The sequence below is a fragment of the Stenotrophomonas sp. Steno-Z4 genome (genome assembly GCF_056393145.1).
Map to the genome: position 1 here is coordinate 16722 of NZ_JBWJPC010000001.1, position 23812 is coordinate 40533.

Sequence of the window (23812 nt, forward strand, 5' to 3'; positions counted from 1 at the left end):
CTCCGCCTCGGAGACATCCCGCACTTCATTGTGAGGGGATACATCATGTCGTCTATCGAGACTTTGGTCACTGAAGTGGCCCGGGCTACCGGCCTTGGACCGAACGCCCAGAAATTCATCGGCGTCGTCATCGAGTACATCTTCAAACAGCCCGGCGGACTCGCCGGCCTGGCCGACAGATTCTCCGCCGCCGGGCTTGGCGATGTCTTCAAGTCCTGGTTCTCAGGCCAACCCAACATGCGCGCTGTCGATGCCGGGCAGATCCGCAGCGCGCTGGGCGGGCAGAGCATCGACGAAATCGCCAGCAAGGCCGGAGTAACGCCCGCCGTGGCCCCCGCGCTGCTGGCAACCGCCCTTCCGGCGATCGTCCGGGCGGTGACCGCCGGCGGGGTGATGCCCACAGCGCTTCCCGCTGCGTTCACGGGTCTGTTGGGCACGAAGGGGAAGAAGCGGTCCCCCTTCCGCCTCTGGCGCTGGCTGTTGCCCTTGCTGGCATTGCTCGCGCTTGCGTGGTGCGGCTGGCAATCGCGCCACGTGGCCAAGGCGCCAGCGGTTACCGCGCCGGCCGCCAACGTCGCGGCCGTGTCCACCAACCCCACCCTGTCGTTCCAGAACACCGACGGCAAGGTGACGTTGAACGGCACATTGGGGTCGGTGGCCGACAAGGCGAAGCTGCTGGGGGCCTTTGCGGGCGCCTATGGACAGACCAACGTCAGCTCCAACATCCAGGTGGATACCAGCGTCAAGCAGGCCAGCTGGCTGGGCCGGTTGGCCGACCTGATCCCCAGCCTGAAACAGAACGGCCTGCAGTTCGCATTGAACGGTGACTCGCTCAAACTGGATACGTCCAAGCTGCCCGAGGCCGAACGCACGGCGGTCAGCCAGCTGTTCCAGAAGGAGCTGGGCAACCTGGAGGTGGAGGGCCTGTTCGACAAGGGCGCTGCGGCACTGGGTGCGCTGCCGCCAGGCTTCAGCAGTGACGACCTGACCCAGGCGTTGAACCAGACCACGATCACCTTCGAAACCGGGTCGGCGGTGATTACCCGCAGCAGTGCGTCGATCCTGGACGGTGCGGCAAAAGCGATCCAGGCGGCGCCGCCAGGGGCGCGCGTGGAAGTGGAAGGACACACCGACAACGTGGGCAACGCCGAGAACAACCAGACGCTCAGCGAACAGCGTGCGAAGGCCGTAGCGGCAGCCTTGGCTGCCCGTGGCGTACCTGCGGACCGGTTGCTGGCACGCGGGTTCGGCGCCAACCGCCCGGTGGGCGACAACACCACCGAGGCAGGGCGCGCGGCGAACCGGCGGATTGCCTACAAGGCGTTGTAACGACCCACCATCGTTACCTGACGCAACCGCGCGCCGGTCATGGCGCGCGGGTCTGGCCGCTGCCCTGGACCACGAAGCGTTCCACGGTGAGCGCTTCGAGGCCCATCGGGCCGTAGGCGTGCAGGCGCGTGGTGGAGATGCCGATCTCCGCGCCCAGGCCGAGTTCGCCGCCATCGGAGAAGCGGGACGAGGCGTTGACCATCACCACGGCAGCGCGCAGCGCGCTGATGAAACGCTGGGCGGCCGCCGGGTCTTCGGTGACGATGACTTCGGTGTGGTCGGAGCTGTACTGCTGGATGTGGGACAACGCCTGTTCGAGGTCATCAACGACGCGCACGGCGATGATCAGGTCGAGGTATTCGGCCGCGAAATCGTCCTCCGTGGCCGGCGTGGCCTGCGGCAGCCACTGCCGGGCACGCGCGTCCGCGCGCACCTCCACCCCACGTTCGCGCAAGGCGGCTTCAGCCTGCGGCAGGAACATCGCGGCGACCTCGGCGTGGACCAGCAGGGTTTCGAGTGAGTTGCAGGCCGAAGGGCGGCTGCATTTGCCATCCACCAGCAGCGCCAGCGCCTTGGCCGGGTCGGCGGCACGGTCCACGTACAGATGGCACACGCCTTTGTAGTGCTTGATCACCGGCACGCGCGCATGTTCGGCAACGAAGCGGATCAGCCCTTCCCCGCCACGCGGGATGGCCAGGTCGATCAGGTCGTTGAGCTGCAGCAGGGTGAGCATTGTCTCGCGACGCAGGTCTTCGACCAGGGTCAGCGCCGCATCGGGCACGCCGGCCGCGCGCAGGGCGCGCTTGAGCGAGGCGGCGATGGCGGTGTTGGAATGGATGGCTTCGGAGCCACCGCGCAGGATCACACCATTGCCGGCCTTGATGCACAGCGCGGCGGCGTCGGCGGTGACGTTCGGGCGCGCTTCGTAGATCATCGCGATCACGCCGAGCGGCACGCGCACCTTCTGCACGCGGATGCCGTTGGGGCGGATGTCGTCGCGGGTGATGCTGCCGACCGGATCGGGCAGCGCGGCCACTTCGCGGAGTGCAGCGCTGATGCCGGACAGGCGCGCAGGATTGAGGGCGAGGCGGTCGAGCATCGCGCTGCCGGTGCCCTTGGCTTCGGCGGCGGCGAGATCCAGCGCGTTGGCGGCGAGGATGGTGGCCGCGTCGCTGTCCAGCGCGTCTGCCATGGCATCCAGCAGCGCCGCCTTGGCCTCGGACGAAAGCTGCGCCAGCACCTGCGCGGCGTCGCGGCATTGGAGGGCTTGATCACGGATGTCCATGGGATCTCTCATCACGAAGGGTGTTTTGGCGCGTTTCAAAAAATCTTCGGGGCCGACGTCATATCTGGCTTCGAGGTCCACGTGGGACACGCATGGCGTGTCGCTACGCGTAGAGACACGCCATGCGTGTCCCACGTAAACCGGCCGACGCTCGCTTAGACCAGCACCAGGTCATCCCGGTGGATCACATTGCCACCGTAGTTGTAGCCCAACACGCTTTCAATGTCGCGCGAATGCCGCCCGGCCACGCGGCGGATGTCGCTGGCCGAATACTGGCTGACCCCACGCGCCAAGATCACTTCACCGCTGTCGGTACGCAGCCGCACCTGCACCATGTCGCCGCGGCGGAAATCGCCTTCGGCAGCGGTCACCCCGCCCGGCAGCAACGAGGCGCCCTTGTCGCGCAATGCTGCAGCGGCACCTTGATCCACGATGATCGCACCGGCCTCCAGCGGCGCATGCCGCAGCCAATACTTGCGCGCGGCGTCACGGGTCTGCCCGGCGTGGATGCGGGTGCCGAACAACCGGCCCTGCGCCAGCGCGCGCACCACGTCGCCATCGCGGCCGTTGAACAGGCAGGTATCGATGCCGACGCGGCCGGCCTTGGCCGCCGCTTCGAGCTTGGTGTGCATGCCGCCGGTACCCGCGCCGCTGCCGGCACCGCCGGCCATGGCCAGCACCTCCAAGGTCAGCTCCGGCACGTCGTGGATCGGCCGCGCCTGCGGATCGCGGCGCGGGTCGGCGCTGTACAGGCCGTCGATGTCGGTGGCGATGAACAGGATATCGGCGTCGATCAACGCGGCCACGGTGGCGGCCAGGTTGTCGTTGTCGCCCAGCTTGAGCTCGTCCACCGACACGGTGTCGTTCTCGTTCACCACCGGCAGCGCACCCAGCCGCAGCAGCTCGTTGAGCGTGGCGCGGGCATTGAGGTAGCGGCGGCGGTTGCGCAGGTCGTCGTGGGTGAGCAGCACCTGCGCCACCGGGCGTTCGAAGAAGCGCTGCCACAGCCCGATCAGCTGCGCCTGGCCGAGCGCGGCCAGCGCCTGGCGCGCGGCCATGGCGGCGCCGGCCTCGATCGCGCGCGGCACGATCGCACGGCCCGCAGCCACCGCGCCGGAGGACACGATCACCACTTCGCGCCCCGCCAGCACGTGCGCCGAGACGAACTGCGCCAGGCCCAGTGCATGCCGGGGCGAAAGGCCGCCCCCATCGGCGGCCAACAGGCTGCTGCCGACCTTGAGCACGGCGCGCTTCCAGCCGGGGAGCAGCTGTTCGGGGAACGGGGACTGCACGGGCGTGGGGGTCATCGCGGGGGCTGCCTCAGCGGGTGGACCATTCGTGGACGGTGGCGGTGGCGCTGCCGAGCGTCATCAGGGGATCGGCATCGACGATGGCCTGCGCGGCGGCGCGGTCGGCCACGTTGTGCAGCACGTACGCGCCGCCGGTCTTGTCGGTGAAGCCGCCGGTGATGAGCAACTGGTCGCGGGCGCGCACCTCATCAAGGAAACGTGCGTGTTCGGCACCCGCTTCATCGCGGAACTCAGGCGTGCGGGTAACCAATACGAGGTAGCAGATCTTCATGCGGAACTCCGTGGATTCATGCCAATACAGGAACGGCGGCCAGTGGCCGCCGTTCTGCGTTACGCCAGTGCCGCCCAGCGGGCGCGCAGTTCGTCCAGCCGCAGGTCCGCGGCCGCGCCGGGCGAGACGCGAGCGGCCAGGCTGCCTTCGGGGGTACGCCCCTGCCCGGCAGTGTCGGATGCCGCCGCGGCCGCCTTGTAGGCCTCGCGAAACGGGACGCCGGCCACGGCCGCTTCCACGGCCACGTCGGTGGCGTACATGCCCGAATCGATGGCAACGCGCAGCTTGTCTTCGCGCCATTCCAGGTTGGCCAGCAGCGCCGGCAGCAGTTCCAGCGCGGCCAGTCCACGACCGAAGCCGTGGAAGATGGCGCCCTTGCTGCCCTGCAGGTCGCGGTGGTAACCGGACGGCAGCGACAGCAGCTGCTCGATCTCGGTACGCGCCGCAGCCACGCTGGCGTGGGTGGCACGCATCAGTTCGATCACGTCCGGGTTGCGCTTGTTGGGCATGATCGAGCTGCCGGTGGTGTACTGCGCCGGCAGCGCGACGAAGCCGTACTCACCGCTGGTGAACAGCGACAGGTCCCACGCCAGGCGGCGCAGGTCCAGGGTGGCACCGCCGAGCGCTTCCAGTGCGGCCAGCTCGAACTTGCCGCGCGACAGCTGCGCGTAGATCGGCGAGATCTGCATGCGCGCAAAGCCCAGTGCCTGGGTGGTGTGGGCGCGGTCCAGCGGCAGGTTCACGCCGTAACCGGCCGCCGTGCCCAGCGGATTGGCATCGACCAGCGCGAAGGTGTCGTGCGCGCGCACCGCGTTGTCGATGAAGGCTTCGGCCCAGCCGGCCCACCACATGCCCGCCGAGGACACCACGGCGCGCTGGATGTGGGTGTAGCCCGGCACCGGCAGGTCTTTCTCTGCTTCGGCGCGGTCCAGGGCGACCTTGGCCACTTCGCGGCTCAGCGCGGACACCTGCAGCAGCTTGTCCTTCAGCCACAGCCGGGTGGCGACCAGGATCTGGTCGTTGCGGCTGCGGCCGGTGTGGATCTTGCGGCCGGCATCGCCCAGGCGTTCGGTCAGGCGCGCTTCGATCGCCGAGTGGCAATCCTCGAAGCGCTCATCGAGCACGAACGCGCCGCTGCGGAAATCGTCGGCCAGCACGTCCAGCTCGCGCTGCAGGTCGCTGCGCTCGGTGGCGGTGAGGATGCCGATGTTCTCCAGGCCCTGCGCGTGCGCCTTGCTGGCCTGCACGTCGTACAGGAAGAACTCGCGGTCGAGGATGACGTCATCGCCGGCGAGGAAGGTCTGGATTTTCGCATCCACCGCTACGCCGGGCTTCTGCCAGAGAAGGTCTGCCATGTCTTGCTCCAATCAATGCGGAATCGAGGTCAGTTCATCCAGGCCCAGGGCCAGGTTGAGGTTCTGCATGGCCTGGGTGGCCGCGCCCTTGAGCAGGTTGTCCAGGGTCGCTACGACCACCACGCGCTTGCCGCCCGGAGCCACGTCGAAGCCGCCGATCTGCACGCCGTGGCGGCCGGCGATGCGGCTCACCCACGGTGCTTCGTCGAGGATCTCGATCAGCGGTTCACCCGCGTAGAAGCGGCGATAGGTCTCCACGATCTGATCGCGGGTCACCGGCTGCTGCAGCCACAGGTTCACGGTCATGGTGATGCCGCGGAAATGCGGGGCCACGTGCGGCATGAACTCCACCGGCACGCGCAGGTGCGCGGTGACTTCGCGCTCGTGCACGTGGTTGGTGAGCGCGTATGGCATCAGGTTGTCGCGCAGCAGTTCGGGGTTGTTCTTGTCCGACGGGCTGGTGCCGGCGCCGGAGTAACCAGACACGCCGAAGCACTGCGGCGGCCCGGCCAGCTGGTCCAGCAGCGGGCTGATCGCCAGCTGCATGGCGGTGGCGTAGCAGCCCGGGTTGCTGATGTGCTTCTGGCCGGTGTAATCGCCCCGGGTCAGTTCGGGCAGGCCGTAATACCAGCTGCCTTCGAAGCGGTGGTCGGCAGAGAGATCCACGATCACCGTCTCCGGGCGCGCGGCATCCAGCGCGGCCACGAACGGGACCGACAGGTTGTTGGGCAGCGCCAGGATCACCGCGTCCACGCCTTTGGCGGCCACGGCGTCGGCATCGAGGTTTTCGAACGCCAGCTCGCCGGCAACCTCGGGATAGGTATCGGCCACGCGCTGCCCGGCCAGCTCGCGCGAGGACACGAAGCCCAGCGCCAGCTGCGGGTGCGCGGCGATCAGCTTGACCAGCTCGGCGCCGGTATGGCCGCGGGCACCGACGATGCCGATGGTGAACGTTCTGTTGGAAGTACTCATGCGTGTGCGTCCAGGCGGTCCTGCAGGGTGCGCTTCACGTCCTGCCATTCCGAATCGATGATGGAGAAGACAACCGTGTCGCGCGGGCTGCCATCGGGGTGGCGCTTGTGGTTGCGCAGCACGCCTTCCTGGGTGGCCCCCAGGCGGGCGATGGCCGCGCGCGAGGCGGCGTTGTGTGAGCTGGTTTCAAAGGCCACGCTGATGCACTTCAACCGCTCGAAGGCATGGGTGAGCAGCATCAGCTTGGCTTCGGTGTTCACCCCGGTGCGCTGCGCATGCGGGCCGTACCAGGTGTAGCCGATGCTCAGGCGCGGCACCTCTTCTTCCAGCGCGTAGTAGCGGGTGCTGCCCACCACGTTGCCGTCGGCATCGAGCACGGCGAACGGCAGCACCTTGCCGGCGGCCTGGTCCTGCAGGGCAGCCTGTACGTAGGCGGTCATGGTCTTGGCGCTGGGCACGTGCGCGTACCACAGCGCGGAAAGCGAACCGTCGCCCAGCGCACCGCGCAGGCCGTCGATATGCGCCATCTGCAGCGGTTCCAGCCGTGCATGCCGGCCGTCCAGCGTGGGGACCTTGGTCCAGTCGGCATGATTCATCGGGGTCAGCCCTCCAGGCTCGGGGTGCGCTTGGCGCAATGGTCCACGTAGGTGCGGATGCGGTCGAAGCCGTCGGCACCGAACCAGAACACCTTCCAGTGGTCCTGCTTGTAGCAGCCATCGGATTCGGCGTAGTAGAAGTGATTGATCGGGTTGCCGTGGCGCGAGCGCCAGAACAGCTGCGGGGTTTCCTCCAGCATCACGTTCCATACCGCACGGCCCAGGCCTTCGCCCTGCGCGTCATCGAGCACGGCGAACTTGTCCAGGTACACGCCTTCGGCTTCGTCGGTGAGGATCACCGCAGCGCGATAGTTCTCGCTGACATAGGCGCGCAGCAGGCGGGTCTTGTCGAAATAATCGGGCACCAGGGTGCGGCCGAAGCTGGATTCGATCAGGCCCTTCAGGCGCGGCAGGTCCAGTTCGCTCCAGGCGGTGGCGCGCAGCACCTTCTCGCCCTTGCGCACCAGCGTGCCCGAGCCCTTGTGGGTGAACAGTTCCTTGGCCAGGTCGGCCGGCCGGGTGATCGACACCGACGACTCCAGCGGCAGCCGGTCCAGCAGGTCCTTGATCTGTTCGATCTTGACCCGCATGCCGCCGTGGATCCACGGCTGCTGCATCAGCTGGTCGTACTCGGTGGACAGGTTGATCGAGTCGATCACCCTGCCCTCTTCATCGAGCAGGCCGCCGGTGCCGGTGAGGAAGATGATCTTGTACGGCTGCAGTTCCTGCACCAGTTCGTTGGCGGCGAAATCGGCGTTGACGTTGAGGATCTGGCCGCAGCGGGTTTCGCCCAGGCTGGTGATCACCGGAATGGAACCGGCGCGCAGGCTGGCTTCGATCGGGGCCAGGTTGACCTTCTTCACTTCGCCGACCAGGCCGTAGGTGTCCTGGTCCAGGTATTCGGCTTCGAACACGCCACCGGTGATCGAGGTGGCACGTGCACCGTTCTGCTGCAGTGCTTCCACCAGCTGCAGGTTCGACGCCTGGAACACGCGGCGCACGATGGCCAGGCCTTCGGGCGAGGTCACGCGCAGGCCGTTGACGGTCTGCTTGACGATGCCGGCCGCCGACAGTTCCGCGTCCAGCTGCGGGCCGGCACCGTGCAGCACGATCGGGGTGAGCCCGACTTCCTGCAGGAACGACAGCGAAGAGGTCAGCGCGTCGAGGTCATCGCGCAGCACGGCGCCGCCGACCTTGACCACGGCGAAGCGCTTGGCATCCACCTGCGAAAAGCGCTTGAGGTACTGGCTGATCTCCTTCGCGCTGGCCATGCTGGAAAGCAGGCGCACGATGGTCTGGCGGGTCTGGCGGTGGGGCTGGAGGGAAGAAGGCATTTCAGTATCGTCACGGGCGGCCGTGGCCGCGGTGGGAGATCCGTCAGTGGTGGGCCACGACGGCGTCATTCGGTCAGGCGCCGGCGCTGATGATGCGGTGCACGGCGTCGGTGTAACGCTGCAGCTGCTCCAGCGTCACGAACTCGTCGGCGGTGTGGGCCTGGGCGATGTCGCCCGGGCCGTACACCAGGGTGGTGTAACCACCGGCCGAGAACAGCGAGGCTTCGGTCCAGAAGTCCACGGCGTTGCCGATCGGCAGGTCCAGCGCATCGGCCACGTCACGCGCGGCAAGGCGGCGGTTCTCCGCTTCGGCGATGTCGCCGGCCGGCAGGCTGGGGCCGCGGAAGGTTTCGGTGAACAGCGCCGCTTCCGGTTCGGCAAAACCGGCGAAGGTGGCCAGCAGCGCGTCGATGTCCATCGACGGCAGCGGGCGGAAGCCGAAGCGCAGTTCGGCGGCCGGGGCGATCATGTTGGCCTTGATGCCGCCTTCCACGCGCCCGATGTTGAAGCGCAGGCCGGTCAGCCCGCCGAAACGGGCATGCGCCAGCGAGTCCACATGGTCCAGCGCGCGGTTTCCCCAGCGCATGGCCTGGTGCAACGCGCTGGCGGCTGCATCCTGCTTGCCCGAGGCATGCCCGGCGCGGCCCGCGAAATGCATCAGCACCGAGCTGATGCCCCGGTGCGCCAGCACCGCTTCGCTCATGGTCGGTTCGGCCACCAGCACCGCTTCATACGGAATGCCACGGGCCAGGAACGCGGCGATGCAGCGCGGATCGTTGGCTTCTTCATCGCTGGAGAACAGGAACGCGGCATCGCCATCGCTGGCATTGGCCGCGGCCACCAGTGCGGCGGCCGCGCCCTTGATGTCGCACACGCCGAGCCCGATCACCCGGTCATCGGCGCGCCGCATCACGTGCGGGTCGGCGCTCCAATGCGGGGAATCGGGCACGGTGTCCAGGTGCACGTTGAACAGATAGCGCGGCGTACCGCGCACCGCATACAGGCTGACCGCGCCGTCGCCATGGTCGATCACCTCCACGTTGAACCCGGGCAGGTTCGCGCGCAGGTAATCGAAGATGCCACCGGTGGTGATCGCACGCGGCGGGTTGCGGGTGTCAAAAGACACCAGCGCCTGCAGGTGATGGAGCGTCTGTTCCAACATGCCCGGGCCTCAGCGGTTGACTTGCGCGTACAGGGTGCTGCTCATGCCGAACAGCTTGATGAAGCCTTCGGCTTCCTCCACGCCCCAATCAGCCGACTGCGCGTAGGTGGCACCCTTGGTGTTGAGCAGGTGCGCCGACTTCACCGCTACCGCATCGACGCGGCCGCCACGGGTTTCCAGCACCACTTCGCCGTTGACCTTGGCCTGCGAGGACTTCAGGAACGCTTCGATGTCGGTCTTGAGCGGGTCGTGGTAGAAGCCTTCGTACACCAGCTCCACCCACTTGCGCGCCACGTCCGGCTTGAAGCGGTTCTGCTGCTTGGTCAGCACCGCATCTTCCAGCGCGCGGTGCGCGGCCAGCAGCGAGACCAGGCCCGGGGCTTCGAACACGATGCGGCCCTTCAGGCCGATCACGGTGTCGCCGGTGTACACGCCACGGCCCACGCCATACGGCGCGAACAGCTTGTTGAGCTGGGCCAGGATCTGCTCGCCCGGCAGCGCCTTGCCGTTGAGTTCAACGGCTTCGCCTTCGACGAACTTCAGGGTCACGGTCAGCGCTTCTGCCGGCCATTCGCTGCGCGGTGCGCACCAGCCGCGGGCACCTTCGCCCGGGGCTTCCCAACGGTCGATCTCGCCGCCGGACATGGTCAGGCCCAGCAGGTTTTCGTTGATGGTGTAGGCCTGCTGCTTGGCGCGCACGCCGAAGCCGCGTTCTTCCAGGTACTTCTGCTCGTAGGCGCGGGTCTGGGTGTGTTCCTTCTGGATTTCACGGATCGGCGCGACGATCTGGTAATCGCCCAGTGCCTTCACGGCCAGGTCGAAGCGGACCTGGTCGTTGCCCATGCCGGTGCAGCCGTGGGCGATGATGTTGGTACCCAGTTCGGCGGCGCGCTTGAGCGCGGCATCGACAATCAGGTAGCGGTCCGACACCAGCAGCGGGTACTGGCCCTGGTAGCCTTCGCCGGCCCACACGAACGGCTTGACGAACCCCTTCCAGATGGCCGGGCCACCGTCGACGGTGACGTGGCTGGTCACGCCCAGTTCGGCGGCGCGCTTTTCGATGAAATCACGCTCTTCGTCATCCACGCCGCCGGTGTCGGCGAACACGGTGTGCACGTTGTAGCCGCGCTCCTGCAGGTAGGGCACGCAGAAGCTGGTGTCGAGTCCGCCGGAGAAGGCCAGGACGATGTCTTTCTTGCTCATGGGGGTCGGGTCCGAAGTGGGGGTTTATAGGAAAAATGGGGTGAAACGCGCGATTAAATGGGGTGAAACGCGCGATTACCGGCCGGCCAACGCCGACATGATGGCCTTCTGCACGTGCAGGCGGTTTTCCGCTTCGTTGATGGCGATGCACTGCGCCGAATCCATCACGCCGTCGGTGGCCTTGACGTTGCGGCGCAGCGGCAGGCAATGGCTGAACACGCCGTTGTTGGTCATGGCCATCTTGGCTTCGTCGACGATGAAGTGCTTGTACTGGTCGCGGATGGGCTTTTCCGGTTCCCAGTTGCCGAAGAACGGCAGCGCGCCCCAGCTCTTGGCGTACACCACGTCGGCGCCGCTGTAGGCGCTGGCGATGTCGTGGCTGATCTTCAGCGAACCGCCGTTCTCGGCCACGTTCTGCTCGGCCCAGCCCATGTAGCGGTCATCGAGGATGTAATCGGCGGTCGGGCACAGCAGGGTCACGTCCATGCCCATGCGGGTGGCGATGGTCAGTGCCGAGTTGGCCACGGCGGTGTTGAGCGGCTTGGGGTGGTAGGTCCAGGTCAGCACGTACTTCTTGCCGCGCAGGTCCTGGGTGCCGAAGTGTTCCTGCAGCGCCATGACGTGGGCCAGTTCCTGGCACGGGTGGGTGATGGTTTCCATGTTGATCACCGGCACCGGCGAGTACTTCGCGAACGCCTTGAGCACGATGTCCTCACGGTCCTGCGCCCAGTCGATGAACTTCGGGAACGCGCGCACGCCGATCAGGTCGACATAGCGGCCCAGCACCTTGGCCACTTCGGCGATGTGCTCTTCGGTGTCGCCGTCCATCACCGTGCCGAGGTTGAACTCGATCGGCCATGCATCCTTGCCCGGCTGCAGCACGATCGCGTGCCCGCCCAGCTGGAAGGCGCCCAGTTCGAAGCTGGTGCGGGTGCGCATGGACGGGTTGAAGAACACCAGGGCAATCGATTTGCCCTTGAGCTCGTCGCCCAGCTTGTTGCGCTTGAACAACGCGGCCTGGGTCAGCAGGGCATCCAGCTCGGTACGGCTCCAATCCTGGGTGTTCAGGAAGTGCTTCAGGGACATCGATCGATCCTTTGAGGCGGGTTTCAATGGAAGAAAGGGTACAAATGCAACTTTTCAGATCGTAGAAACGAAAAAACCCAGCGCGGGGGCTGGGTTTTCCGAACAGACAGCACGAAGCTCCGGTTACCCAGCGAAAATGTGGGGTTCCGGTCGGCGGGCACGCGACGTCATGCCCGTAGCCATACGGGCGGCGCTGGTGTCGTGCTGGAAGTCGGTGAGTTTCATGGCCGCCCATCTTTGCATGTGATCGGGCACGGCGCAAGGCCTGAACCGACGGTTCAGGGATTTGCCGCGCTGCCCTGCTCCGCCCCCACCCACGGGGTGATGGAGACGCGGATCTTGAGCCGGTTGCCGGGGTCTTCGGGCAGGCGCGAGCGGTACTTGGTGCCCTTGTAGACGTAATCCACGTCATAGGCGATGGGCCGGCGGAACTCGCGGCCGACCGGGATGATGCGGCAATCGCGGGTCAGCAGCGGGCCGTTGTTGGCGGCCGGGGCTTCCACGACGGGGGCCATGTCTTCGGTGCTGCCGTCTTCACGCTTGAAGATGGAGCGGACCGAATCCATGAAACGGCCGAACCGGCCCTTCTCTTCCTGCGGCTCTTCGCCGGTGACGTTGACCGGGGCCAGGGTCCGGGTGGATACCGGTTCGCAATGTTCCTCGGTGCGGGTAGCCCGCAGGGTCTGGAATACCGGCTCCACGTTGAGCACCTGCGCGTAGTCGAACTTCACGTTCTCCACGATCACCACCCGGTTACGGACTTCGGCGTCCTGGGCGCACGCCATGAAAGCGGCGCTCCCCAGCAGGCAGGTCAGCGTCAGCAACGAAGCGGATTTCATTGGCAACAGGAAAGAGGACAAGGCGGATAGTGTAGGCAGTGCGTGGCACAAGGGGCTGAACATTACCCTTCCGCGACGCTTCTGCCCATACCGAACCGTGTCGTTTGCGAAATCAGGGGGCAACGGGCGGCGTCCCGGGGCCGGCGCTGGGGGCCGTTGTGATCTAAAATCGAAGGCTTGCCCCTACTCCGCCCGGCCCTACGCCCCCATGACCCTGCGCCTGCACAACAACCTGACACGCCAGCTCGAACCGTTCACCCCGCTCGATCCGACCTGTCCGACCCTGTATGTGTGCGGCCCCACGGTCTACAACTACGTCCATATCGGCAACGCCCGGGGCCCGGTGGTGTTCGGGGTGCTGGCCGACCTGCTGCGGCGCCGCTTCGGCGGGCTGCGCTACGCCCGCAACATCACCGACGTGGACGACAAGATCAACACGGCCGCGCGCGAGCAGGGGGTGCCGATTTCGGCCATCACCGACCGCTTCGCCGCTGCCTACCGTGAAGACATGGCCGCGCTGGGCGTGGTGCCGCCGGACATCGAGCCGGAAGCCACCGCGCACATCCCGCACATCATCACCATGATCGAGCAGCTGATCGCGGCCGGCCACGCCTACGCGGCCGACGGCCACGTGCTGTTCTCGGTGCCCTCCTACGCCGACTACGGCAAGCTCTCGCGCCGCGACCCGGACGAAATGCTGGCCGGCGCCCGGGTGGACGTGGCCCCGTACAAGCGCGACCCGGGCGACTTCGTGCTGTGGAAGCCCTCCAGCGACGACCTGCCGGGCTGGGAATCGCCCTGGGGCCGGGGCCGCCCGGGCTGGCACATCGAGTGCTCGGCGATGGCCGCCGCGCACCTGGGCCCGACCATCGACATCCATGCCGGTGGCGTGGACCTGCAGTTCCCGCACCACGAAAACGAGATCGCGCAGAGCGAGTGCGCCCACGGCGGGCAGACCTTCGCCCGGTTCTGGCTGCACAACGGCATGCTCAATTTCGGCGGCGCCAAGATGAGCAAGTCGATCGGCAACATCGAGCGGGTCCACGATCTGGTCCGCCAGCACGCCCCGGAGGCGCTGCGGCTGGCCCTGTTGTCGGCCCATTACCGGCAGCCGCTGGACTGGTCCGATGCGCTGATCGAGCAGTCGGTGCGTACCCTGGACCGCCTGTACGGCACCCTGCGCGACCTGGCCGACGTGGCCGCGACCCCGACCATCCCGGCCGAGATCGAGGCGGCGCTGGACGATGACCTGAACACCCCGCAGGCGCTGGCCGAGCTGGCCCGGCTGGGCGCGGAAGCGCGCCGCGCCGAACCGGCCGACAAGGCGGGCTGGAAATCGGCCCTGCTGGGCGCTGGGCAGGCGCTGGGGCTGCTGCAGCAGGACCCGGCTGCGTGGTTCGGCACCAGCGGCGGCGACGCCGATGATGACGCGCGCATCCAGGCGCTGATCGACGAGCGTGCGGCGGCCAAGCAGGCCCGCGATTTCGCCCGTTCCGATGCGATCCGTGACCAGCTGGCCGCAGCGGGCATCGTGCTGGAAGACACCGCGCAGGGCGTGCGCTGGTCACGCAAGCGTTGAAACCGTTGAAACAGATAGAGAGTGCTGTGATCGATTCCCCGTTCCCGATTGAACCCACCGCTGCCGACGCGCAGGCCGCCATTGCCGAGGAATTCGCGTTCTTCGGTGACTGGTCCGAGCGTTACCAGTACCTGATCGACCTGGGCCGCAAGCTGCCGGTGTTCCCGGACGCATGGAAAACCGAGGAACACCGCCTGCTGGGCTGCCAGTCGATGGTGTGGATCGTGCCGGAGGGCAACGCCGATACGCTGCGCTTCCATGCGATCAGTGATTCGGCGATCGTCTCGGGCCTGATCTACCTGGCGCTGCGGGTGTATTCGGGGCGTTCGGCGGCCGAGATCCTGGCCACCGAGCCGACCTACATCCAGGACATCGGGCTGTCGCGGCACCTTTCGCCGACCCGCAGCAACGGGGTGGCGGCGATGCTGGCCTTCATCCGTGAGACCGCGCAGGCGCAGTCGGCGCCGTGAGTTCGCCTGCCCCTTCCGAAGCCGCCGAGAGCGCGCTGGGCCTGCTCACGCGGCCGGGTTTTTCGCTGCTGCTGGCGTACCGCATCCTGGCGATGCTGTCCTACCAGATCGTGGCGGTCACGGTGGGCTGGCATATCTACGAAGTCACCCGCAACCCGTTCTCGCTGGGACTGGTCGGGCTGGCCGAGGTGCTGCCGTTCTTCTGCGTGGCGCCGTTCGCCGGCTACCTGGTGGACCACCTGCCACGCCGCCGGCTGGGCATGGTGGCGTGCAGCGGGCTGGTGCTGACGGCGGTGGTGCTGACGGCAGTGGCGGAGGGCTGGCTGCCGTTCCACGGGGTGTGGCCGATCTATGCGGCCGTGGCGATGACGGGCATGGTGAGGGCGTTCCTGTCGCCGATCTACAACGCGCTGTTCGCGCGTGTGCTGGAACGCCACCAGTTCGCGCGTGGCGCGGGGCTGGGGTCGGTGGTGTTCCAGGCGGGCATGGTAGTAGGCCCGGCGCTGGGCGGCGGGCTGGTGGCCTGGGGCGGCAAGAGCCTGTCCTACGGAGTGGCGGTGGCGGCGGCGCTCGGCGCGCTGGGCTGCCTGGCCATGCTGCGGGTCTCCGAGCCGGTGCACACCGGGCCGGCGGCGCCGATCTTCAAGAGCATCGCCGAGGGCGGCCGCTTCGTGCTGGGCAACCGCATCATGGTCGGCGCGATGGCGCTGGACATGTTTTCGGTGCTGCTGGGCGGGGTGGTGGCGATGCTGCCGGCGTTCCTGCACGAAATCCTGCACCACGGTCCGGAAGGGCTGGGCATCCTGCGCGCCGCACCGGCAATGGGCTCGGTGTGCGTGGGCCTGTGGCTGGCGCGCCGGCCGCTGCAGCGGCATGCGGGGCGGGTGCTGCTGTTCGCGGTGGCCGGGTTCGGGTTGTGCGTGATCGGCTTCGGGCTGTCGCACAGCTTCTGGCTGTCGGCCGTGATCCTGCTGTTCTACGGGGCTTTCGACGGGGTGTCGGTGGTGATCCGTTCGACCATCCTGCAGCTGGCGACGCCGGAAGAAATGCGCGGGCGGGTGTCATCGATCAACGGCATTTTCATCAGCTCGTCCAATGAGCTGGGCGCGTTCTACGCGGGCACGATGGCCAAGCTGCTGGGCCTGGTGCCGGCAGTGGTGCTGGGCGGGTTCGCGGTGTTGAGCGTCGCCGGGATCACCGCCTGGAAGAACCCCACCCTGCGCCGGTTGAATCTGCGCGATCTGCAGTAACCGCAAACGGCAACAAAAAACCCGGCCTTGGCCGGGTTTTTTGATTGGATCAACGACTTGGGATCAGTCGCCCTGCTGCTTCTGCAGGTGCTCCCAACGCTCCTGGGCGTCGATGGTGCGTTCGGCGGTCAGGCGCGCTTCGAGGCGGTCCAGGCCGATTTCTTCGCCGGTGTCGACGCAGAAGCCGTAGTCACCGTCTTCCAGGCGCTTGAGCGTGCTGTTGATCTTGCCGATCAGCTTGCGGTAGCGGTCGCGGGTACGCAGTTCCAGCGAGTTCTCGGTCTCGCGGGTGGCGCGCTCGGCTTCGTCGCCGATGTCACGCACTTCTTCCTGCAGGTTGGCGATGGTCTGCTTGGATTCCTCGACCAGTTCATTGCGCCAGTGCTGCAGGCGCTGGCGGAAATACTCCAGCTGCAGCGGGCTCATGTACTCCTCTTCCGCGCTCGGCTTGTAGCCGTCGGGCAGGATCGGACGACCGGTGGCTTCGTCAGTCTTGTACTCGACCACCTTGACCTTGGTGCGCGGGGCCGGGGCGGACGAACGCGCTGCCACGGCAACGGCGACCTTGCCAACCGGACGCGACACGGGCTTGGGGGCGGATTCGGATTTCACGGGAGTTTTTGCAGGCGATTTCGAAACGGGCACGGGATTCTTGTTTTGCGGGGCTTTTGGCGCGGGGGCTGCCGCCACCGGCTTCGGCGCGGGCGCCGGAGCTGGAGCAGGCTTGGCCGCGGCCTTGGCCGGGACAGACTTGGCCGGTGCCGGCGGTGCCGGCTTCGGTGCGGACTTCACTACGGGTGCTGCAACCGGCTTGGCAGCCGGCTTGGTTGCTGCCGGCTTGGTTGCCGGCTTGGCGGCCTTTGCCGGCTTGGCCGGTGCAGGCTTGGCAACCGCTTTTTTCGCCGGCGCGGTCTTGGCCGCCGGCGTTACGGATTTCTTGGCCACAGGCTTGCTGGCGGGCGCGGCTCTCTTCACCGGTGCCTGGGCAGCCTTCGGCGGCTGTGCAGCTTTGGCGACGGGCTTCTTGGCCACGGCCTTCTTGGCCACCGGCTTGGTTGCCACCTTCTTCACCGGCGTTTTCACCGGCGACTTGGCGACCACCTTCTTGGCGGGGGCTTTCTTGGCCGCCGCTTTCTTCACGGGTGCCGTCCTGGCCGCCGGTTGTTTGGATGCAGGCTTGCCCGCCGGCTTTGCGGCCGGTTTCTTGGCAACGGTCTTGGCCGCCAACTTCTTAGCAACAGGCTTGGCGGTTTTCTTGGCGGCCTGGACGGCCTTCTTTGCAGTTTTTTTAGCAGCCACGAAACGCTCTTCCTTGGTTTCCCCGGGGCCCGGGAAAGCGGGCCTTTATAGCCTACCCGACCAGCAGCAGCAACCACTCCGCCTACTCCGTTCAGTTGGAGAACACAGCGGTGTGTGGCCGTTCCCCCGCCGGGGCGGAACGACCTGCGCAGTTCGGAACCTGACCCGGCGATGGCGCCGGGGCGGCCCCGCCGCGCACCAGCGCGGACGGGTCCAACACCCCATCCTGCGACAAATGCGGCCTTCATGCCAACTGCTCTAAGATTGGGGGGTGATCTCCCACCTGCTCATTGCCCTGTTGCGCTTCTACAAGCGCTTCATCAGCCCCCTGCTTGGGCCGCGCTGCCGGTTCATGCCGAGCTGTTCTGAATACGCCATGCAAGCCATCGCCACGCATGGCCCCGCGCGTGGCAGCTGGCTGGCCGCGCGCCGGCTGGGGCGCTGCCACCCCTTCCATCCCGGTGGCGTGGACGAGGTGCCGCCGCGCACCGGCCACGCCGATTGCCGCTGCACAGGAAAACACTGAAATGCCCTCCACGCTCATCGTCAACGCCCGCATGGTCAACGAAGGCCGCATCTTCGACGGCGACCTGCGCATCGACAACGGCCGCATCGCGCAGATCGGCACCGGCCTGCAGCCGCAGGACGGCGACACGGTGGTCGATGCCGCCGGCCGCTGGCTGCTGCCCGGGATGATCGACGACCAGGTGCACTTCCGCGAACCCGGCTTGACCCACAAAGGCGACATCGCCACCGAATCGGCGGCCGCGGTGGCCGGTGGCCTGACCAGCTTCATGGACATGCCCAACACCAATCCGCCGACGCTCAACGCGGCGGCCCTGCAGGCCAAGTACGACAGTGCCGCCGGTCGCGCGCGCGCCAACTACGGCTTCTACATGGGCGCAAGCAACGACAACCTGGCCGACATCAAACTGGTGGATCCGAAAACCTCGCCCGGCATCAAGGTGTTCATGGGCGCCTCCACCGGCAACATGCTGGTGGACAACCCGGAAACGCTGGACGCGATCTTCAAGTACGCCCCGACGCCGATCATCACGCACTGCGAAGACACCCCGATGATCGACGCCAAGGCGAAGGAATACGCCGAAAAGTACGGCGATGCGCTGAGCGCCGAGCAGCACCCGGACATCCGCTCGCGCGAAGCCTGCCTGAAGTCGTCGGAGCTGGCGGTGGCGCTGGCGAAGAAGCACGGCACCCGCCTGCACGTGCTGCACATTTCCACCGCCGATGAGCTGAAGCTGTTCGAGAAGGGCCCGCTGATCCGTGCCGATGGCAGCCGCAAGCAGATCACCGCCGAAACCTGCATCCACTTCCTGCGCTTTGACCGCACTGATTACGCACGCTTGGGCAACCTGATCAAGTGCAACCCGGCGATCAAGGAAGTGAGCGACCGCGAGGCGCTGACGCAGGCCGTGGCCGACAACGTGATCGACGTGCTGGCCACCGACCACGCCCCGCACACCTGGGAAGAAAAGCAGAAGCCGTACGCGCAGGCGCCGTCCGGCCTGCCGCTGGTGCAGTACGCGCTGGTGGCTGCGCTGGAGCTGGTGCATGAAGGCAAGCTGGAGATCACCCAGGTGGTGCAGAAGTTCGCGCACGCGCCGGCACAGCTGTTCGATGTGAGCCAGCGCGGCTACCTGCGCGAAGGCTACTGGGCCGACCTGGTGCTGGTGGAAGACGTGCCGTTCACCGTGAAGCGCGAAGACGTGCTGTCCAAGTGCGCGTGGTCGCCGTTCGAGGGCATGACCTTCCGTTCGCGCGTGGCCTCGACCTGGGTCAACGGCCAGCTGGCCTGGGATGGCACCCAGCTGGTGGGCGCGCCGAATGGCCAGCGCATGAGCTACGACCGCTGATGCGGGCAACCGTGTTGGGCCTGGGCCTGCTGGCCCTGGCCCCGGTGGCCGTGATCGGCCTGCTGCCCTCGCCCGCCCAGGCCCAGGCCGACGCGCGCGTGGTGTTCCCGGCCAGCGCGTCGCAGGGGGCGATGGTGATCGGCAAGGTGCCGGCCGGCAGCGTGGTGCAGTACGCCGGCCGCACGCTGCGGGTGAGCGGTTACGGCAGCGTGGTGTTCGGGATCGGGCGCGATGAGAAAGGCCCGCTGCAGGTCCAGGTGCAGCGCCCTGATGGCGGCAGCGAAACGGTGAGCATTGCGGTGACCCCGCGTGATTGGCCGGTGGAGCGCGTCAACGGCGTGCCGCCCAAGACCGTGAACCCGCCGCCGGCGATTGCCGAGCGGATCAAGCGCGAGCAGGCGCAGGTGACCGCAGCGCGGGCGCGCGATGACAACCGCGCCGATTTCGCGCAGGCCTTCATCTGGCCGGTGCAGGGCCGCATCAGCGGCCGCTTCGGCAATGCGCGGGTGTACAACGGGCAGCCCGGTTCCGGGCATTCGGGAATGGATATCGCAGTGCCGACCGGCACCCCGGTGAAGGCGCCGGCCGCTGGCGTGGTGACGTTTGCCGGACCGGATCTGTACCTCACCGGCGGCACATTGCTGCTGGATCACGGGTTCGGGATCAGCTCGAACTTCCTGCACCTGTCGCGGATCGACGTAAAGGTCGGCGACCGCGTCGAGCAGGGCCAGGTGATTGCCGCCGTCGGCGCGACCGGCCGTGCGACCGGCCCGCACCTGCATTGGGGCATGAACTGGTTCGACACGCGGATCGACCCGCTGCTGGTGCTGGAACGCGGGAAGTAACCTGAAACGCGGGAGTGACCGGCTGATGGCCGGTGACCTGATGATGCGAGACGGCGCGTCACGCCCCGCGCCGCCCGCCGACGGCACGTCACCCGCGCGCGGCCCACCAGGTGCGCAGCAGCGTGCGCACCGGGGTGGCCTTGAGCTCGCGCCCTTGTGACCACGCCTGCTGGCGCGCGCGCGCCAGCGAGGCGTACAGGCGGCGCGGGCGCGGGCCCGCCACGCGGGCCGGCCACTGCCGCACCAGCTGCTGGGCCCAGCGCTGCGTGGCATCGCCATCGGCCTGCGCCAGCAGCGAACGTGGCACTGCAGCCACACCCGCTTCGTGCAGGCGCTGGGCCAGGGTCTGCAGCACCACCGGGGTGGCCACATCGCCGCGCGCCGGGGTAGCGAACATCACCGCTTCCACTGCGGCCACGGCGGCGCCGTAGGCCTGCAGGGCACGCTGCGCGTGCGCCGGGTCCACGGGAACGGCGCGGGCTTCGATCAGGTCCGGCAGGGCCTGCGCCAGTTCGGCCCACGGTGCGCGCACGGGCTCCAGCACGCGGCCCAGCGGATGGCGCGAACGCTGCCCGGCCCAGCTGCGCAGCTCCTCGCCCCACCACGCCAGCTTGGCGTCCGCCGGCATCGGGTCGCCGGCGATGTTGAGGATGTCGTCGAACTCCTGCAGCAGCGCGAACCACGCCACCACCAGGGTGCGCTGGGATTCGGCGATGAACGGTTCGGCCACCTGCCATTCCGGCCAGCGGGTCCGCCATTTGTCGAGGAAGCTGTCGAGGGCGGTGGAGGTGGTCATCAGGGGATTCCTTGGGGAGCGCGTATCGACCAACGGTCGATACCTACCAGTGTTGTTTGACGCGCAGTCTGACCGGCGTCAGGGTGATGCCCGGCGACCCGTGGGCCGGCCAACGGCCGGCGCTACCGGCGGGCGTCTGGCCAGGCGTCGGCGTGCTGCAGCGCTTCCGGCTGCTCGATCATGACTTCGGCGCCCCAGGACATCGGGTCGTCGGCGTCCAGGCGGTAGCCCCACAGGGCGGCTACCGAGGCCATGCCGGCGGCGTTGGCGGCGACGATGTCGCGCTCGTCATCGCCGACGTAGATGCAGGTGCCCGGGTCGATGCCCATCCGCTCGGCGGCGGCCAGCAGCGGCAGCGGGTGCGGCTTGCGCTGGGCCAGGGTGTCGCCGCCGATCAGCACCGCGCAGCGGGTTTCCCAGCCCAGCTGCGGCAGGATCAGCCGTGCCAGGTATTCGGGCTTGTTGGTGACAATGCCCCAGGCACAGCCCGCGGCCTCCAGCGCGTCGAGCATGCCGGCCACGCCATCGAACAGCACCGCGTGCTGGCCGATCAGCGCTTCGTAGCGATCGAGAAACTCTGGCACCAGCGCATCACTCGCCTCCTGCCCCAGTTCGGGAAACGCCACGGCCACCATCGCCCGCGACCCCTTGGACACCACCGGGCGCAACGCCTCCAACGTGATCGGGGCGCGTTCGCGTTCGGCCAACATCGCGTTGGCGGTGGCCAGCATGTCCGGCGCACTGTCGAGCAGCGTGCCGTCCAGGTCGAACAGCACCGCCTGCGGAAAACCGGACTCAGCCACGGCCGTCAGCGTCGGGCTTGACCGCGTGGGCCAGGTAGTTGATGTCGGTGCGCGAGCTCAACCGCGCGCGGTTGCGCCACGGCTCGTAGGCCATGCCGCTGACATCGCGCAGGTTGAAATCCGCTTCGCGCAGCCACTTGCCCAGCTCGGCCGGCTTGATGAAATCCTGGTAATGGTGCGTGCCCTTGGGCAGCAGGCGCGCGATGTATTCGGCCCCGACGATGGCCACGGCGAACGCAGCCGGGGTGCGGTTGACGGTCGACAGGAACAGCTGGCCGCCCGGCTTGAGCAGGCGGTGGCAGGCGGCGATGATCGCGCCCGGGTCTGGCACGTGTTCCAGCATTTCCATGCAGGTGACCACGTCGAAGCTGCCCGGCTGTTCGGCGGCGAGGTCTTCGGCGGCCTGCACGCGGTAGTCCACCGTGACGCCCGACTCCAGCCCGTGCAGGCGGGCGACCTTGACCAGCTCCGGGGCCAGGTCGATGGCGGTCACGTCGGCGCCGGCCTGGGCCAGCGCTTCGCTGAGCAGGCCGCCGCCGCAGCCGATGTCGAGCACGCGCGCACCGCGCAGCGTGACCCGGTCCGCAACGTACTTCAGGCGCACCGGGTTCAGTGCGTGCAAGGGCTTCTGCGGACCGTCAGCGTCCCACCAGCGGTTGGCGAGCGCGGCGAACTTGTCCAGCTCGGCCTGGTCGAAATTGGTGGAAGCGTGGGGGGCGTTCATGGCTGTCCTTTTCGCGCCTCAGGCGCGTGCATATCAATGACGAGCGTGACGAATGCGCTCGCGCCACTGGCGGGCGTTGGCGACGATGGCGGCGGTGTCCATGCCGACCAGCTCGCGCTGGACCAGCTTGGGCTGCCCGGCAATCCAGACATCGCTCACCTGGTGGCGGCCGGCGGCATACACCAGCTGCGAAAGCACGTGGTGCAGCGGCTGGGTTTCCAGCGCCGACAGGTCCACGCAGACCAGGTCGGCCTGCTTGCCCACTTCGATCGAGCCGATGCGGTCGCCGAAGCCCAGCGCGCGTGCGCCACCCAGGGTGGCCGCACGCAGCGTGGTGGCCGCGTCCAGCGCGGTGGCATCGTTGGCCACGGCCTTGGCCAGGATCGCCGCGGTGCGGTTTTCGCTGAACATGTCCAGATCGTTGTTGCTGGCGCAGCCATCGGTGCCGATCGCCAGGTTGACCCCGGCGCGCTGCAGGGCGCAGGCCGGGCAGAACCCGGAGGCCAGCTTGAGGTTGGATTCGGGGCAATGCACCACGCTCACGCCGCGTTCGGCGCAGAGGTGGATTTCCGCCTCCGTCAGCTGGGTCATGTGCACCGCGATCAGGCGGTCGTTGACCAGCCCCAGGCGGTCCAGCCGTGCCAGCGGGCGCTGGCCGTGCAGCTTGATCGAATCGCTGATTTCCTGGGCGGTTTCATGCGTGTGCAGGTGCACCTGCATGTCCAGCTGGTCGGACAGCATGCGCACGCGTTCGAAGTTGGCGTCGTTGACGGTGTACGGCGCGTGCGGGGCGAACGACGTGCCGATCAGCGGGTCGTTGCGCCACTGGTCGTGCAGCTCGCCGGCCTTGGCGAAGTACTCGTCGTCGGTCTTGGCCCAGGCGGTGGGGAAATCGATGATCACCGCGCCGACCAGCGCACGGAAGCCGTGCTGCTTGTAGACCGCCGCCTGGACGTCGGCGAAGAAGTAGTTTTCGTTGGCGCAGGTGGTGCCACCGCGCAGCATTTCAGCGATGGCCAGGGTGGTGCCATCGGCGACAAATTCCGGGCCGATCACCGCCGCTTCCACCGGCCAGATGTGCTGCTGCAGCCACACCATCAGCGGCAGGTCGTCGGCCACGCCGCGCAGCAGCGTCATCGGGTTGTGCGTGTGGGCGTTGACCAGGCCGGGCATCAGCGCTGCATCGGGGCGCGAGACCACCTGGCGGGCATTGAAGCGCGCGCGCGCTTCGGCGCGCGGCAGGATCGCCACGATTTCGCTGCCGCGCACGGCCACGGCATGGTCTTCCAGCACCACCGCATGCGGTTCGATCGGGACCACGTAACCGGCTTCGATCAACAGGTCACAGGGTTCGGGAATGCGGGTGGTGTCGGTCATGCGGTCTCGCTGAGGCAAAGGTAATGCATCGAATCGGAACGGTGCGCCTGCGG

At 67.6% G+C, this 23812-nt stretch carries 23 protein-coding genes; 7 read left to right on the forward strand and 16 right to left on the reverse strand.

The features are described from left to right. Positions 1-45: 45 nt before the first annotated feature. On the forward strand, positions 46-1329 hold the full coding sequence (locus AC06E7_RS00080; protein WP_478062354.1) for an OmpA family protein: 1284 nt from the start codon (positions 46-48) through the stop codon (positions 1327-1329). Positions 1330-1366: 37 nt separating this feature from the next. Here AC06E7_RS00080 and AC06E7_RS00085 read toward each other — a convergent pair whose 3' ends face one another. The 11 genes from AC06E7_RS00085 to AC06E7_RS00135 all read right to left on the reverse strand — a co-directional run bounded on the left by AC06E7_RS00085 (position 1367) and on the right by AC06E7_RS00135 (position 12742). Next, complete coding sequence (locus AC06E7_RS00085) at positions 1367-2614, reverse strand: glutamate-5-semialdehyde dehydrogenase (protein WP_478062355.1); 1248 nt, start codon at positions 2612-2614, stop codon at positions 1367-1369. 155 nt (positions 2615-2769) lie between these two features. Next, a complete protein-coding gene (gene proB / locus AC06E7_RS00090; protein WP_478062357.1) occupies positions 2770-3921 on the reverse strand; it encodes a glutamate 5-kinase in 1152 nt (383 codons plus the stop codon). 13 nt (positions 3922-3934) lie between these two features. Continuing rightward, a complete protein-coding gene (locus AC06E7_RS00095) occupies positions 3935-4195 on the reverse strand; it encodes a YciI family protein (RefSeq protein WP_068853199.1) in 261 nt (86 codons plus the stop codon). A 59-nt stretch (positions 4196-4254) separates the two neighbouring features. Beyond that, positions 4255-5550: an argininosuccinate lyase gene (gene argH / locus AC06E7_RS00100; RefSeq protein ID WP_068853201.1), complete on the reverse strand. Its 1296-nt coding sequence runs from the start codon at positions 5548-5550 to the stop codon at positions 4255-4257. Positions 5551-5562: 12 nt separating this feature from the next. After that, entirely contained in the window at positions 5563-6522 is a 960-nt protein-coding gene (gene argC / locus AC06E7_RS00105; protein ID WP_478062360.1) for an N-acetyl-gamma-glutamyl-phosphate reductase, read from the reverse strand. Beyond that, positions 6519-7118, reverse strand: a complete 600-nt coding sequence (locus AC06E7_RS00110; protein ID WP_210130683.1) for a GNAT family N-acetyltransferase — start codon at positions 7116-7118, stop codon at positions 6519-6521. The genes argC and AC06E7_RS00110 overlap by 4 nt, the downstream gene beginning before the upstream one ends. A gap of 5 nt (positions 7119-7123) precedes the next feature. Then, entirely contained in the window at positions 7124-8452 is a 1329-nt protein-coding gene (locus AC06E7_RS00115) for an acetylglutamate kinase (RefSeq protein WP_093532462.1), read from the reverse strand. Positions 8453-8525: 73 nt separating this feature from the next. Next, a complete protein-coding gene (locus AC06E7_RS00120) occupies positions 8526-9614 on the reverse strand; it encodes an acetylornithine deacetylase (RefSeq protein ID WP_093532461.1) in 1089 nt (362 codons plus the stop codon). Positions 9615-9623: 9 nt separating this feature from the next. After that, positions 9624-10817 (reverse strand): argininosuccinate synthase, encoded by a 1194-nt coding sequence (locus AC06E7_RS00125; RefSeq protein WP_478062363.1) that lies wholly within the window; start codon positions 10815-10817, stop codon positions 9624-9626. A 75-nt stretch (positions 10818-10892) separates the two neighbouring features. Beyond that, the gene (locus tag AC06E7_RS00130) at positions 10893-11903 is read right to left on the reverse strand and encodes an N-acetylornithine carbamoyltransferase (RefSeq protein ID WP_093532459.1); all 1011 of its coding nucleotides are present in this window, start codon (positions 11901-11903) and stop codon (positions 10893-10895) included. Positions 11904-12181: 278 nt separating this feature from the next. Beyond that, a complete protein-coding gene (locus AC06E7_RS00135) occupies positions 12182-12742 on the reverse strand; it encodes a hypothetical protein (RefSeq protein WP_184126593.1) in 561 nt (186 codons plus the stop codon). Between the two features lie 208 nt (positions 12743-12950). Here AC06E7_RS00135 and cysS point away from each other — a divergent pair, with 208 nt between their 5' ends. From cysS to AC06E7_RS00150, 3 genes are read left to right on the forward strand one after another with little or no spacing between them, the layout of a single operon-like run. Further along, entirely contained in the window at positions 12951-14321 is a 1371-nt protein-coding gene (cysS, locus tag AC06E7_RS00140) for a cysteine--tRNA ligase (RefSeq protein ID WP_478062366.1), read from the forward strand. A 26-nt stretch (positions 14322-14347) separates the two neighbouring features. Further along, complete coding sequence (locus AC06E7_RS00145) at positions 14348-14791, forward strand: SufE family protein (protein ID WP_093532579.1); 444 nt, start codon at positions 14348-14350, stop codon at positions 14789-14791. After that, entirely contained in the window at positions 14788-16041 is a 1254-nt protein-coding gene (locus AC06E7_RS00150; protein ID WP_478062368.1) for an MFS transporter, read from the forward strand. The genes AC06E7_RS00145 and AC06E7_RS00150 overlap by 4 nt, the downstream gene beginning before the upstream one ends. A gap of 63 nt (positions 16042-16104) precedes the next feature. Here the strand turns inward: AC06E7_RS00150 and dksA are convergent, their stop codons facing one another. Continuing rightward, complete coding sequence (dksA, locus tag AC06E7_RS00155) at positions 16105-17340, reverse strand: RNA polymerase-binding protein DksA (protein ID WP_478062370.1); 1236 nt, start codon at positions 17338-17340, stop codon at positions 16105-16107. A gap of 271 nt (positions 17341-17611) precedes the next feature. Here dksA and yidD point away from each other — a divergent pair, with 271 nt between their 5' ends. The 3 genes from yidD to AC06E7_RS00170 are packed head-to-tail and all read left to right on the forward strand — an operon-like array spanning position 17612 to position 20059. Then, positions 17612-17866 (forward strand): membrane protein insertion efficiency factor YidD, encoded by a 255-nt coding sequence (yidD, locus tag AC06E7_RS00160; protein ID WP_184126588.1) that lies wholly within the window; start codon positions 17612-17614, stop codon positions 17864-17866. A gap of 1 nt (position 17867) precedes the next feature. Continuing rightward, a complete protein-coding gene (locus tag AC06E7_RS00165; protein WP_093532455.1) occupies positions 17868-19214 on the forward strand; it encodes a dihydroorotase in 1347 nt (448 codons plus the stop codon). Then, the gene (locus AC06E7_RS00170; RefSeq protein WP_306988072.1) at positions 19214-20059 is read left to right on the forward strand and encodes a M23 family metallopeptidase; all 846 of its coding nucleotides are present in this window, start codon (positions 19214-19216) and stop codon (positions 20057-20059) included. The genes AC06E7_RS00165 and AC06E7_RS00170 overlap by 1 nt, the downstream gene beginning before the upstream one ends. Positions 20060-20147: 88 nt before the next feature. Here the strand turns inward: AC06E7_RS00170 and AC06E7_RS00175 are convergent, their stop codons facing one another. From AC06E7_RS00175 to AC06E7_RS00190, 4 genes are all read right to left on the reverse strand, one after another. Beyond that, positions 20148-20855 (reverse strand): squalene/phytoene synthase family protein, encoded by a 708-nt coding sequence (locus tag AC06E7_RS00175; protein ID WP_449325221.1) that lies wholly within the window; start codon positions 20853-20855, stop codon positions 20148-20150. A 122-nt stretch (positions 20856-20977) separates the two neighbouring features. Beyond that, on the reverse strand, positions 20978-21667 hold the full coding sequence (locus AC06E7_RS00180; protein WP_478063598.1) for a phosphoglycolate phosphatase: 690 nt from the start codon (positions 21665-21667) through the stop codon (positions 20978-20980). Further along, positions 21651-22382 carry a bifunctional 2-polyprenyl-6-hydroxyphenol methylase/3-demethylubiquinol 3-O-methyltransferase UbiG gene (gene ubiG, locus AC06E7_RS00185; RefSeq protein ID WP_068853241.1) on the reverse strand — a complete coding sequence of 244 codons (732 nt, stop codon included), beginning with the start codon at positions 22380-22382 and terminating at the stop codon, positions 21651-21653. The genes AC06E7_RS00180 and ubiG overlap by 17 nt, the downstream gene beginning before the upstream one ends. A gap of 33 nt (positions 22383-22415) precedes the next feature. Then, on the reverse strand, positions 22416-23759 hold the full coding sequence (locus AC06E7_RS00190) for a TRZ/ATZ family hydrolase (RefSeq protein ID WP_478062372.1): 1344 nt from the start codon (positions 23757-23759) through the stop codon (positions 22416-22418). Between the last annotated feature and the right edge of the window lie 53 nt (positions 23760-23812).